The sequence below is a fragment of the Halomonas sp. DQ26W genome, assembly GCF_003339685.1.
Classification (GTDB): Bacteria; Pseudomonadota; Gammaproteobacteria; order Pseudomonadales; family Halomonadaceae; genus Halomonas.
In genome coordinates this window covers 32,008-44,587 of the sequence record NZ_QPKI01000017.1, presented here as the reverse complement: position 1 = coordinate 44,587, position 12,580 = coordinate 32,008, and the positions used below count along the sequence as shown (strand labels likewise).

The 12,580-nt window shown below is 60.8% G+C and carries 9 protein-coding genes and 2 tRNA genes; 4 read left to right on the top strand and 7 right to left on the bottom strand.

The window, feature by feature from the left end; all coding sequences use genetic code 11:
- Window positions 1–314 precede the first annotated feature (314 nt).
- The gene (locus DU490_RS10480) at window positions 315–1,019 is read right to left on the bottom strand and encodes a Crp/Fnr family transcriptional regulator (protein WP_114574238.1); all 705 of its coding nucleotides are present in this window, start codon (window positions 1,017–1,019) and stop codon (window positions 315–317) included.
- 373 nt (window positions 1,020–1,392) lie between these two features.
- Here DU490_RS10480 and DU490_RS10475 point away from each other — a divergent pair, with 373 nt between their 5' ends.
- The 3 genes from DU490_RS10475 (at window position 1,393) to DU490_RS10470 (ending at window position 4,242) form a co-directional block, all read left to right on the top strand.
- Window positions 1,393–2,583, top strand: coding sequence for a diguanylate cyclase domain-containing protein (locus DU490_RS10475; RefSeq protein ID WP_181870017.1), 1,191 nt, complete (start codon window positions 1,393–1,395; stop codon window positions 2,581–2,583).
- 101 nt (window positions 2,584–2,684) lie between these two features.
- The gene (locus tag DU490_RS17195; protein ID WP_181870016.1) at window positions 2,685–2,846 is read left to right on the top strand and encodes a hypothetical protein; all 162 of its coding nucleotides are present in this window, start codon (window positions 2,685–2,687) and stop codon (window positions 2,844–2,846) included.
- Window positions 2,847–2,937: 91 nt separating this feature from the next.
- Window positions 2,938–4,242 carry an SEL1-like repeat protein gene (locus tag DU490_RS10470; protein ID WP_181870015.1) on the top strand — a complete coding sequence of 435 codons (1,305 nt, stop codon included), beginning with the start codon at window positions 2,938–2,940 and terminating at the stop codon, window positions 4,240–4,242.
- 88 nt (window positions 4,243–4,330) lie between these two features.
- On the opposite strand, the gene DU490_RS10465 is transcribed toward DU490_RS10470, so the two are convergent.
- The 5 genes from DU490_RS10465 to DU490_RS10445 all read right to left on the bottom strand — a co-directional run bounded on the left by DU490_RS10465 (window position 4,331) and on the right by DU490_RS10445 (window position 7,345).
- A tRNA-Lys gene (locus DU490_RS10465) sits at window positions 4,331–4,406 on the bottom strand.
- A gap of 30 nt (window positions 4,407–4,436) precedes the next feature.
- Window positions 4,437–4,512: transfer RNA gene (locus tag DU490_RS10460), tRNA-Lys, on the bottom strand.
- A gap of 87 nt (window positions 4,513–4,599) precedes the next feature.
- The gene (gene rluB, locus DU490_RS10455) at window positions 4,600–5,457 is read right to left on the bottom strand and encodes a 23S rRNA pseudouridine(2605) synthase RluB (RefSeq protein WP_114574235.1); all 858 of its coding nucleotides are present in this window, start codon (window positions 5,455–5,457) and stop codon (window positions 4,600–4,602) included.
- A complete protein-coding gene (gene scpB / locus DU490_RS10450) occupies window positions 5,454–6,392 on the bottom strand; it encodes an SMC-Scp complex subunit ScpB (RefSeq protein WP_114574234.1) in 939 nt (312 codons plus the stop codon). Before scpB ends, rluB begins: the two co-directional genes overlap by 4 nt.
- Window positions 6,389–7,345: a segregation and condensation protein A gene (locus tag DU490_RS10445; protein WP_404872845.1), complete on the bottom strand. Its 957-nt coding sequence runs from the start codon at window positions 7,343–7,345 to the stop codon at window positions 6,389–6,391. Before DU490_RS10445 ends, scpB begins: the two co-directional genes overlap by 4 nt.
- A 560-nt stretch (window positions 7,346–7,905) precedes the next feature.
- Here DU490_RS10445 and DU490_RS10440 point away from each other — a divergent pair.
- Window positions 7,906–8,397, top strand: a complete 492-nt coding sequence (locus DU490_RS10440; RefSeq protein ID WP_114574232.1) for a hypothetical protein — start codon at window positions 7,906–7,908, stop codon at window positions 8,395–8,397.
- 122 nt (window positions 8,398–8,519) lie between these two features.
- Here the strand turns inward: DU490_RS10440 and purL are convergent, their stop codons facing one another.
- The gene (gene purL, locus DU490_RS10435; protein ID WP_114574231.1) at window positions 8,520–12,461 is read right to left on the bottom strand and encodes a phosphoribosylformylglycinamidine synthase; all 3,942 of its coding nucleotides are present in this window, start codon (window positions 12,459–12,461) and stop codon (window positions 8,520–8,522) included.
- Window positions 12,462–12,580: the final 119 nt, after the last annotated feature.

Sequence of the window (12,580 nt, the reverse complement as noted above, 5' to 3'; positions counted from 1 at the left end):
GAGGTTGTCGGATTTGACCGATCGTAGCGAGAGATTCGGGTTTCGAGTCAAGTTTATTGATCTGATGAGGCGAATAGGGGGCCTCTTTAATGAAACAGATCGAATGATGTTGGCCGAAAATCCGGATTTCGCAGTAGCTCAGCGTTAAGTCCGACAGCCTCCTGAGCTCCGATATCGACGGCAGCCAGAGAAGGGTCAGGGAATTACCTATAGACCGCTGATCGAACAATGGCATGCCCACATCCATGTCGTCGGTGCGCCAGGAGACACAGCCAGAGCAAACTCTGCTCTAGCAGCCATCAGCCGGGACGCTGCTAGTTCAAAAGGCGGTCGTACTCTCTCTTGACGGCCGCGTAGCACTGACAGACTCGCGCTTCCAGGCCGGGCCTGTCGAGAATGCTGATGTGTCCGCGATGGTAGGTAATCAGACCGGCTCTCTGCAGCTTGCCGGCCGACTCGGTGACGCCTTCTCGACGGACGCCGAGCATGTTGGCGATCAGCTCCTGGGTCATGACCAATTCATTGGTCGGCAAGCGATCAAGGCTCAACAACAGCCAGCGACACAATTGCTGATCCAGGCTGTGATACCGGTTGCACAGCGCAGTCTGTGCCGTCTGGGTGATTAGTGCCTGGGTGTAACGCAGCAGCAGAACCTGCAAGGGTCCCGCACGATAGAACTCGGCCTTCAGCAACTGCCCCTCGAGGCGATAAGCGCTGCCGGCACTCTTCACGATGGCTCGGCTCGGAGTGCTTTCACCGCCCATGAACAGCGAGATGCCGACGACACCCTCAGCACCAACGACGGCAATTTCTGTAGAATCACCATCTTCCATGACGCACAGTAGCGATACGATGCAATCTAGCGGGAAATAGACATGGCGAATCAATTCTCCCGACTCTGCCAGCGACTCCCCCAGCATCAAATCCACCCGCTGGAGGTGAGGGGCCAAGCGTTGATACTCATCCCTCGGCAGGGCCGCCAGTATGTGATTCTGACGGAGATCACGTTGCAGGGGCATGACTGACACTCCTGTTTCGGGCAAGCTCCCCGAGCATGGGAGACAAAAAGAAAAATTGCCGTTGGTAGTTGACGATACGAGGCTATCGAGGGCTAACCACCCCCGACACCGCAAGAGACAGGCAGCAGACTGCCCTACAACGCTCCCATCCCAGACGCCGACATACGCTCAGCAACAAGCAATTCTATGTACGCTAGCGCACAGAATCGACATCGTCACGCCACTAAGCTTGCAGGATAGTGGCCAAGCACCCGGCCAGGGTCAAGCAATGCCGCACCATCCGGTTTACACACAGGCGAAAAGGAATTCGACTCATGGTAATGCCAACATTTCTAATGATTGCCTCTCCAGTCTCTCGGGCTCGAGCACCGCAATGGACTACGCCGCTGTTGTCCAGCATTGGGGCCTGCGGGCCATGGAAAATGTACGATCGCGGGCTAAGAGCATGAGGGACAATCCGCTTCTTCAACAGCGATCTTCCGCCACCTTACACACCTTATATCCTTTACGATCAGCAGAGCCGGTGCTGCAAGACCGCGCCCAGACTACCGCCTCGAAACAGGACGTCGCAGCAGGATTGAATGCTGAGGAGCCATGGGTGCGGGTGGCCCTCAACGCCGTTGGTGATGCCGTCATGACTATCGACCATCAGAGTACTATCACCTACATGAACCGAAGGGCTGAAACCTTAACAGGCTGGTCGGAACTGGAGTCGATCGGCAAGCCACTTTCCCGTGTGCTCCATCTTGTCGATGGCAAGACACATCACAGAATCGTCACCCCCGCACACAGGGCCATCGAGGAAAACAGGGTGCAAGACCTCTCCCTGGATTGCGCGCTGGTCCGCCAGGATGGCAGCAAGCTCGAAATCGAGGATTCAGCGGCGCCCATCCATGACCGACACGGTCGTGTCACCGGCGCCGTCATCGTATTCCGCGACGCTTCCATGTCGAAGGTGATGCTGGAGAGGATGGCCTACTTGGCACAGCATGATGCACTCACCGGCCTGGCCAATCGCGCGTTGATGACGGAACGGCTCTCCCAAGCCATTGGCTTGGCCCGACGACACCAACACCTGGTCGCCCTGCTCTATCTTGACCTCGATGACTTCAAGCCCATTAATGACTCGCTCGGCCATGCCGTGGGTGACAGCCTGCTCCAGGCGGTGGCGAGTCGTCTTCGCGATTGCATGCGCGACATCGACACCGTCTGCCGGCAGGGTGGCGACGAATTCGCGATTCTGCTTGCTGAGATCAGGAAGCCAGAAGACGCCACCAAGGTTGCGGAAAAACTGCTTGCCGTCCTGAGCAGGCCGTACCGTATAGAGGGTCATGAACTCCTCATCACGCTAAGCATCGGTATCAGTCTCTATCCGGATGATGCCGATGATGCTGATGCCCTCATGCACAACGCAGACATGGCCATGTACCACACCAAACGGAATGGCCGAAACGGGCATCAGTGCTTCACGGCTGAGATGAACACCCTGCCAATCCGGCGGCGGCGAACCGAACCAAGTGAGCATCGAACCTTCCACTCGCCGCAATTCTTTTTCGATTTTTAGTCGAATGTACGCCACCGCACAGACCGATATCCGACAAAGACATACTCTCTGTATGAGCGTGGCATGGAAAACATGGAAAAGCCTGTACAGGGAGTTACGCTATGCGTCGCAAGGAGTGCGACGCCATCAAGACACGAACCAACCCGCAGAATCCTGCAGCAGGAAAATGCACCACGGAGGTACACTTCATGAACAACATCGTCTATATCGTAGGTGCAATCGTCATCGTGCTGGTGATCCTCTCCGTACTCGGTCTTCGCTGAGACAATGAGGAGCGAGTCGAGGGGCAAGGCAGCACGGTGAGGCCCAGGGGCTGCTTTTCGAAGATGCAGCCTATGTTCACTGGAGATGCCCGTGATCATTATCAAAGGACTTATGCTCCTGCTTCTGCTGTTCAGTCACATCGGACTGGCCAGCGCAGATTACACCGAGGCCATGCGCCACTACGAACGTCAGGAGTATCAACAGGCACTGCAGGTATTCGGCGAAGCAGCCAGAAGCGGCGATGCCGACGCTCTATACATGCTGGGCCGCCTGCACGAGGCCGGTAGTGGAACACCCCAGGACTTCGTGCAGGCTCACAAGTGGTACAACCTGTCTGCCTCCCGGGGCCACCGCCATGCTGGAAGCGCTCGTGATGCGGTTGCCGAACGAATGACCGCTCAGCAAATCGCCGAGGCGCAACAGGCGGCGCGTGTCTGGCAGCCGGAAGAGGCACCTTCTTCACAGGCAACACCGCCATCGCGACCCGACATCGAGACCCTGTCGGGTCGGCAAGGCGTGGTCGAAGTACAGCGCGAGCTCAATCGACTCGGCTATGACGCCGGTCCGGTGGATGGCGTAATGGGACGCCGGACCCGCAACGCGATACGCGAGTATCAGGCCGACGTGGATATGGCCCAAGACGGCCACGCCACGGCTGACCTGCTCAGACGCCTGCGCCAGACGGAGAGGGTAGCGGTAACGGCAACCACGCCGCCACCCACGACCTCACCTCGTGTTGCCTTGCAGGACGACTTCAACGACGGCGACTACCGTCGCAATCCTGCCTGGACGGTGCTCAGCGGCGATTTCAGCATCGATCGAAACGGTTTGCGCAGCACTGTCGAGATTGCGGAGGAGAGAGCCCCAGCGGCACCGAGCCTGCGCTCCGACCGGCCCGAGGACGTCGGCCTGGCCATGCTGCGTTTGATCCTCGAACAGACGGGTAATGTTCAACCCCAAGCGGTACCGGCAGCCGCAGAAACTGCCAGGATCTTCGTCGCAGCACCGATCCGCAACGCCTTCGAAATGGAGTTGGACCTGGCTTCCCGCAAGCAAGAGGGGAGCCTCGAAATGGGGGTCTTTCAGGGCAACCGTCCGGGCAGCGGGTATCGGTTGGTCTATCGCCCCGATTCGCGGCCCGGCCTCAACCTGACAAGGGTCACCAGCGACGGGAGCGATGTGATCGCCAGCAGCAATGGGTCAATCAACCTCGAGGATGGCAACTTCCATACCCTGACCTGGAGCCGCGCCGAGAACGGCGAGATGCGAATCAGCATTGACGGACGACGTGTCATCCAGGCACGGGACAAAAGTTTTCGCGAGGGCTTTCAGGGCTTCGTGCTTGCCAATCATGGCGGCGACTATAGCCTTGGCCGGATACGAGTGGAGGATTAAGGAGACAGCAGCAAAACGTCAAGAAACAAGAAAGGGCCCTGATGGGCCCTTTCTTGTTGGGTTCCAGAGCTTCGCTGAAACCGATGTCTGGTGGGTCGTGTAGGATTCGAACCTACGACCAATTGGTTAAAAGCCAACTGCTCTACCAACTGAGCTAACGACCCGATGCTCGCGTGCAAGCTTACAGGTACGGATGGTGGGTCGTGTAGGATTCGAACCTACGACCAATTGGTTAAAAGCCAACTGCTCTACCAACTGAGCTAACGACCCGTCCGAACGGGGGCAGATGTTACCCATCCAGCCCCCTGAAAGCAAGGGGTTTTTAGCAGCCTATCCGCTAGCTTTACGCCAACCGGCTCAACGGTCGCGCGGACTCTTTGGCTTGCGCATCGCCTGTACTGGCCGGCGCTTGTTTTTGTCGCGGCTCCAGCGGTTCTTCTCGTCGGGCGTCAGCTCCGGCACCTTGCGCGAAGCCAGGCCTGCATTCTCCGCCAGGTCGTCGATCTCGGCCTGGGAGAGCTCCACCCACTCACCGGCCTTGGCCCGCTTGTCGAGAAAAATATTGCCGTAACGCACACGCTTCAGGCGGCTCACCGTCAGTCCCTGGGATTCCCAAAGGCGCCGTACCTCGCGGTTGCGGCCTTCGGTGATCACCACATGAAACCAGGTGTTGATGCCTTCACCGCCGAACTCCTGCACATCGGTGAATCGTGCGGGGCCATCCTCGAGCATGACCCCCTGGACCATAGCAACGACCTGCTCCTTCTTAACCTCGCCCATGACCCGCACGGCGTACTCACGCTCTACCTGCGTGGAAGGGTGCATGAGGCGGTTGGCCAGCTCACCATCGGTGGTAAACAGCAACAGACCACTGGTGTTGATGTCCAGCCGCCCTATGGCGACCCAACGCTCGCCTTTCAAGCGTGGCAGGCGTTCGAACACGGTACGACGTCCTTCCGGATCCTTGCGAGTGCACAGCTCGCCTTCCGGCTTGTTGTACATGATCACCCGCCGCGGCGTTTCCTCGATGCCACGCAGGGTGACAGGGCGATCGTCGAAGGTGACCCGGTCGCGCATCTCGATGCGGTCGCCGAGGGTAGCCAGCTTGCCATTTATCTTGATGCGACCGGCCGCGATGGCGGTTTCCATTTCGCGACGCGAGCCCAGCCCGGCACGGGCCAGTACCTTCTGCAGTTTTTCCGTGGTGGTCGTCATGGTTCGTCAGATGTCTCATCAGGTGTGAATTCCGCCCCCGCTCCGCCGTCATCATCGACGCTGGTGCGGGCACGTTCGGCCAGGCGGGCTTCCAGATCGGCAAAGCTCAGCCCGGGCCTGTCGGACGCCTTCCCGGCGTGTGTTACGTCGGCCATCCCGGCCGTCGTGTCGTGATTTTCACCACTTTGCTTCCTGGCCGCCAGCGCTGTTTTCTTTTGGCTTTTGTTCGCTTCAGTGCTCATCGGGTCAGCACCTGCCTCGTCCCCGTCACCAGGGCGCTCCTCTGTCTCATCGACCGGCTCATCGACCGGCTCATCGACCGGCTCATCGACCGGCTCGTCGGCTTGGGCCAGAATGGGGCTGGGCGGCGGCGTTTCATCTTCGAAGAAGGGCTCCGCCACCCCTTTCAGTTCATGCATGGGCGGCAGCTCATCCAGCGTCTTGAGTCCGAAATCGTCGAGGAAGGAGCGGGTAGTGGCATAGACCGCCGGCCGGCCGGGCACGTCCCGATGGCCGACCACTCGTATCCAGCCGCGCTCGGTCAGTGTGCGCATGATCGAGCTGCTCACCGCCACGCCCCGCACTTCCTCGATGTCGCCGCGGGTCACCGGCTGCCGATAGGCGATCAGCGCCAGGGTCTCGAGCAGCGCCCGTGAATAGCGCTGGGGGCGCTCCTCCCATAACCGGGACACCCAAGGGGAGAGACGCGGCCGGATACGCAACTGATAACCGGAAGCGGTTTCGATCAGCTCCATGGCGCCTGTCACGTGGCGCCCCTCGACGCGCACCAGCGCCTCACGCAGCGCACGACGCGGTGGTCGCTCATTGTCGTCGAACAGGCTCTCGAGACGCTCCAGCGACAGCGGTTCCGCTGCTGCCAACAGGGCCGCCTCGAGAATCTCGTCGAGGCTGTCGGGCAGCTCCATGGCGCTCATACCCCACCCCCCTTCGGCATGTCGACCGCCTTTTCAAAAAGACTCTCGACATCGAAGGGGCTTTCGACATCGGCTCCCTCATCATCAAAGGCCGTCTCATCGACCTCCTCTCGTGGCGCCCGGGCGCGCACATGGATCGGCGAGAGCGGGGCATTCTGCACGATTTCGATCATCGCCTCCTTGGCCAGCTCCAGAATCGCCATGAAGGTGACGATGACCCCAGCCCTGCCCTCCTCCAAAGTGAACAACGCTTCGAAAGGCGTGTAGTGCTGATGAGTCAGGTGCTCCATGATCGCCAGCATCCGCTCTCGTGTGGAGAGCGTCTCGCGACCAATATGGTGCACCTGGTTAAGCTCGGCACGCCGCAAGATACCAGCCAGAGCACCGAGCAGCTCATCGAGCTCCACATCAGGGTATAGCACCCGGGCCTGCAACGGTGGCAGCGCGGCGCGGGCCGGGAACCAGTCGCGCCCCACCCGTGGCAGCTCCGCCAGCGCCTCGGCAGCACTCTTGAGCTGCTCGTACTCTTGCAGGCGCCGGATCAGCTCGGCCCGTGGGTCGTCCTCGTCGTCGTCGCCGTTCGCCTTGGCCGGGCGCGGCAATAGGGTGCGTGACTTGATCTCGGCCAGCATCGCGGCCATCAGCAGGTACTCCCCGGCCAACTCGATCTCCATGGCCTTCATCAGCTCCACGTACTCGATGTACTGATGGGTGATGGCGGCCACGTTGATGGCCAGAATATCCAGGTTCTGGCGGCGAATCAGATATAGCAGCAAGTCCAGCGGCCCTTCGAAGGCCTCAAGGAATATCCGTAGCGCCTCTGGCGGAATGTAGAGGTCATCCGGCAGCTCGGTGATCGGCTCGTCGAACAGTCGCGCCAAGGCCTCCGCTGGAACCGCGGCATCCGGCATGTCACGCTGTTCAGGCGCATCCGTCTGGGGCGTCTCGCTCACGCGGGGCTGGCCTCTCGGGGAAGACTCGATCAACGGGGCAGTCTAGCAAGATGGCGGTACGAGAGACAGTCTGACACTCGCCAGAGGCTGCTGCTACCACACCGCTCGCTGATCCGGCGGCAGATCGATCATCGTTCAGTCTAGCCCGTTGTGCTCTCTCGGTCGCTTGAGGAGCACCTCCGTCAGGTGATTTGTAAAAGAGAGCAGCACTCGGTCACAAAAAATTTCCTTTTGCTATCGCCTTCCCATTCAAGCGCTTTTTTTTGGTTTGGCGTTATTCAGGCAAATATTCAAACAATCGTTTCACCCATCGCCATGCAGGTCTTGCAATGCACGTCTATAGTGGGAATTCAGAGCCGTGTCAGACGAAAGCCGTAATCCACCAACGGGCAAAGGGGATGGTGATAATGGTTTTCTTCATACCCTGCGAATGGAATCGATGCCACAACGCCACAAAGCGTCGCGGCACTTGATGTAAATCATGTAAAACGGGCGATAAGGTCGCCAGTCTCCTTCTTTCAAAGGGAGCTGCCACTACCACCCGTTTAGAGGACACTGCCATGCCTGAAAACAAAACGAAGATCGCCAGGCTCGTGTTGGTACTGGATGAATTGTTGACCCTGGCCGAGACCCATGAAAAGGCCGAGCTAGCCCGCTATCGGCAGCTTGCCTTCAGCTTCCTGACCTTCGATACGGCAGTGAGTCGACTGATGGCATCGCTGGGGATCCAGTGCGAGACGCGCATCAAGGTGCTACAGCGTGTTTGCCGTCAATTTGGGCTCACCGACCTGCCCACCAGTGGCGTGCAGCCAGATGCCGCCAAGCTTTATTTTATCTGCAGTTCGGATATGGCGAACGACATCCTGGGCCAGGCCGTGACCGATGCCGATTACTCGCTGCGGTTCCACCGGCACCTGCGCGACGCTAGCGCCATCCCGGCGCTCTATCCCGCCCTGACGGTCATCATCAAGCAGAAGCTGGCGGAACACACTGTTCTCGAGGGTTTCGTGAAGACCCGCCTCTGCCTGGACCTGTCCAAGAAGGCGTCCTGACGACAAGTACCGGTCGCTTGCCATTCAAGTGAAGCCAAGCGACAGGAGACACGCCACGTGAAGCCACGTGAAACGAATGAGACGACTTGAGGTCGCCTCATTGCGTTTGGCCATGTCGCTATTCAGCCTAGCCATACACGGGCATTGCGGAACAATCGCATCCAGGCGCCGTCCTGGCTCCACTCCGCGGGGCGCCAGGAGTTGGTGACCGCACGCACCACCCGCTCCGGATGCGGCATCATGATCGTTACCCTACCGTCTGGCGTGGTCAGCCCGGTAATGCCGGAGGGTGATCCGTTGGGATTGGCCGGGTAGTGGCTGGTCACCTGGCCGTAGTTGTCCACGAAGCGCAGCGCCACCTGGGTGCTGACCTGCATGCTGCGCAGGTGGGCGCTGTCGCGAAACTCGGCACGACCCTCGCCGTGGGCCACGGCGATCGGCAGACGCGAGCCCTCCATGCCAGCCAACAGGATCGAGGGGCTACTCTCCACCTGCACCATGGCCACGCGCGCCTCGAACTGCTCGGATTCGTTGCGCACGAAGCGCGGCCAGTTCTCGGCTCCGGGAATCAGTTCCCGCAACTGGGAAAACATCTGGCAGCCATTGCAGACGCCCAGACCGAAGCTGTCTTCGCGGGCGAAGAAGTCGGCAAACTGCTCGCGCGCCCGTTCGTTGAACAGTACTGACTTGGCCCAACCGCCGCCTGCGCCCAGTACGTCTCCATAGGAGAAACCGCCACAGGCGACCAGGCCCTTGAACGACTCGAGGTCGATACGCCCTGCGAGGATATCGCTCATATGCACGTCAACGGCCTCGAAGCCGGCACGGTCGAAGGACCAGGCCATCTCCAACTGGCCGTTCACGCCCTGTTCGCGAAGCACAGCCACCGTCGGCCGCGCGAGGTTGACGAAGGGCGCGCCTATGTCCTCGTTCACGTCGAAGGCTGGGCTGGCGGAAAGACCAGGGTCGCGGCCGTCGAGCAGGCCGTCGAACTCGCTCTTGGCGCACTCCGGGTTGTCGCGCAGCGCCTGCATGCGGTAGCTGGTTTCTGTCCAGGTGCGCTGGGCCAGCAGCCGAGTCGTCTCCAGCAGCGGTTCCTCAAAGAGCGTCACCCGCACCTGATCGTCATAGCGCGGCCGGGCAATGACGCCGCATGTCTCAATGCCCGCGCCAGCGAACTGGCTCAGCACCTCCTCAGTGTACTGACGATTGACCTGAATCACCGCGCCGAGCTCCTCGGCGAACAGCGCGTCCACAGCGTCGGCCGGCTCGTCGATCAGCCAATCGAGCTTGATCTCGAGGCCAGCGTGGGCGGCAAATGCCATCTCCAGCAACGTCACCAGCAACCCGCCGTCACTGCGGTCGTGGTAGGCCAGCAGCTTGCCGTCGCGGTTGAGACCCTGAATTACCGCGAAGAACGCTTTGAGGTCTTCGGGGTCATCCAGGTCGGGGCATGCATCGCCCACCTGGCCATAGACCTGGGCCAGGGCCGAACCGCCTAGCCGGTTCTTGCCCGCCCCCAGGTCGATCAGGATGAGGTCTGACTCGTCCTGCTCCAGATTAATTTGCGGGGTCAGGGTGGCCATGGCATCGGTAACCGGGGCAAAGCCGGTAACCACCAGTGACAGCGGCGAGGTGACGCTCCTCTCTTCCGGCTCTCTCCTGTCACCCTGAGTCGTCCAGGCGGTACGCATTGACATCGAATCCTTGCCCACCGGAATCGCAATGCCCAGCGCCGGGCAGAGTTCCATACCCACGGCATGCACGGCATCAAACAGCGCCTGGTTCTCGCCGACATGGTCGGCGGCGCTCATCCAGTTGGCGGAAAGCTTGATGTTACCCAGCTTGTCGATGGGTGCCGCGGCCAGGTTGGTGATCGCCTCGGCTACCGCCATACGTGCGCTGGCGGCAGGGTCGATCAACGCCACCGGCGGCCGCTCGCCCATGGCCATGGCCTCACCGGCATGGGTATCGTAGCTGGCGGTGGTCACGGCGACATCTGCCACGGGCACCTGCCAGGGGCCGACCATCTGGTCGCGGGCCACCATGCCGGTAATGGTGCGGTCACCGATGGTGATCAGGAAACTCTTGGAAGCCACGGAGGGCAAGCGCAACACGCGATCCATCGCTTCACGCAGGTCCAGGTTGTCGAGCATCACCCCCGACTGCTCCCTGCTTTCCCGCTCGAACTCGCGCTGCATCTTTGGCGGCTTGCCGAACAGCACGCTCATGGGCAGATCGACCGGCTGGCTTTCGAAATGCCCGTCGCGCACTTCCAGGTGATGGGCTTCAATGGCCTCGCCGACCACAGCATAGGGGCAGCGTTCCCGTGTACAGAGTGCATCAAAGGTCTCGAGGTCCTCCGGCGCCACGGCCAGCACATAGCGCTCTTGAGCCTCGTTGCACCAGATCTCCAGCGGGCTCATGCCCGGCTCGGCGTTGGGTACGGCACGCAGATCGAAGCACCCGCCGCGGTTACCGTCCTTGACCAGTTCCGGCAGGGCGTTGGAAAGGCCGCCTGCGCCTACATCATGGAAGAAGCGGATGGGGTTGTTCTCGCCGAGCGCCCAGCAGCGGTCAATCACTTCCTGGGCGCGCCGCTCGATCTCGGGGTTCTCACGCTGCACCGAGGCAAAATCAAGGTCTGCGCTCGAGGTGCCGGAAGCCATGGAAGAAGCCGCACCCCCGCCCAGACCGATCAGCATGGCCGGACCACCCATGACAATCAGCTTGCCACCGACGGGGATCTCGCCCTTCTGGACATGGCCGTCGCGAATGTTGCCGTAGCCGCCAGCGATCATGATCGGCTTGTGGTAGCCACGACGCTCGATGCCCCCGGCGCCCATGGCATCCTGCTCGAAGGTGCGGAAGTAACCAGTCAGGTTAGGACGCCCGAACTCGTTGTTGAAGGAGGCACCGCCAATGGGTCCCTCGAGCATGATCGAAAGCGCTGACTGCATGCGATCCGGCTTGCCATAATCAAAAGTTTCCCAGGGCTGTACGAATTCGGGGATGCGCAGGTTGGAAACGGTGAAGCCGGTGAGCCCAGCCTTGGGCTTGCCGCCGATGCCGGTGGCGCCCTCGTCACGGATCTCGCCGCCGGCTCCGGTAGCAGCCCCGGGATAGGGTGCGATGGCCGTTGGGTGGTTGTGCGTCTCCACCTTCATCAGGATATGGATCGGCTCGTGCTGCGCGCCGTAGACAGCACGCTCGGCGGCCTTGCCGGTCAGCGGTGCGGCGAAGAATCGTCCCGCCTCGCTACCGCGTATCACGGCGGCGTTGTCGCTGTAGGCCGAGAGAATATCCTCCGGCGAGGCGCTGAAGGTATTCTTGATCATCTTGAAGAGCGAGTGCGGCTGCGTCTCACCGTCGACAATCCAGTCGGCATTGAAGATCTTGTGGCGGCAGTGTTCCGAGTTCGCTTGGGCAAACATCATCAACTCGACGTCGGTGGGATTGCGCGCCAGTTCCTGGAATGCAGCCAGCAGGTAGTCGATCTCGTCGCTGGCCAGGGCCAGGCCCAGCTCACCATTGGCCGCCTCCAGGGCGCCACGCCCGCCTTCGAGGATATTCACCTGACCCAGCGGTACCGGTTCATGGTGGGCAAATAGCTTGGCAGCATCGGAGGGGTCGGCCAGTACGTTCTCGGTCATGCGATCGTGCAGGGTCTCCACGATGGCCGTAAAGGCGGACTCGGACATCGGTGCCTTGAGTGTGACACGGTAGGCGATGCCTCGCTCCAGGCGACGGATCTTCGCCAGACCACAGCTGTGCACGATATCGGTGGCCTTGGAAGACCAGGGCGACTGGGTGCCGATACGTGGCACCACCAGAAACAGCTGCCCCTCGGCGCCGGCGTCACCCGTACCCTCACTCAGGATGCCATAGTCAAGCAGGCGGTCGAGTACATGTCGCTCATCGTCGGCCAGCTCACCGTCATGATCGACGAAATGCACGTAGGCAGCGTGCAGGGACTCGACCTCGGGAACCCGCGCGCGCAGGGCAGCCAGCAGCTTGTCGTGACGGAAAGCGGAAAGGGCAGGCGCGCCTCGAAGTTCGAGCATGTCTTTGGAGCCTCTGAAGCAAGCGTAGGAAGGGGCCGCATACACGGCTTAGAAAGCCGACATGATACTGGAAAGCGGGGGCGAGACGAAATCCGGCGGATGACACATGCCCCTTGTAA

Coding starts and splice junctions, on each gene's coding strand:
- DU490_RS10440 (WP_114574232.1), top strand. CDS start 7,906: ATGCCTGAAAACAAAACGAAGATCGCCAGGCTCGTGTTGGTACTGGAT.
- DU490_RS10475 (WP_181870017.1), top strand. CDS start 1,393: ATGGACTACGCCGCTGTTGTCCAGCATTGGGGCCTGCGGGCCATGGAA.
- DU490_RS10480 (WP_114574238.1), bottom strand. CDS start 1,019: ATGCCCCTGCAACGTGATCTCCGTCAGAATCACATACTGGCGGCCCTG.
- purL (WP_114574231.1), bottom strand. CDS start 12,461: ATGCTCGAACTTCGAGGCGCGCCTGCCCTTTCCGCTTTCCGTCACGAC.
- scpB (WP_114574234.1), bottom strand. CDS start 6,392: ATGAGCGCCATGGAGCTGCCCGACAGCCTCGACGAGATTCTCGAGGCG.
- DU490_RS17195 (WP_181870016.1), top strand. CDS start 2,685: ATGCGTCGCAAGGAGTGCGACGCCATCAAGACACGAACCAACCCGCAG.
- rluB (WP_114574235.1), bottom strand. CDS start 5,457: ATGACGACCACCACGGAAAAACTGCAGAAGGTACTGGCCCGTGCCGGG.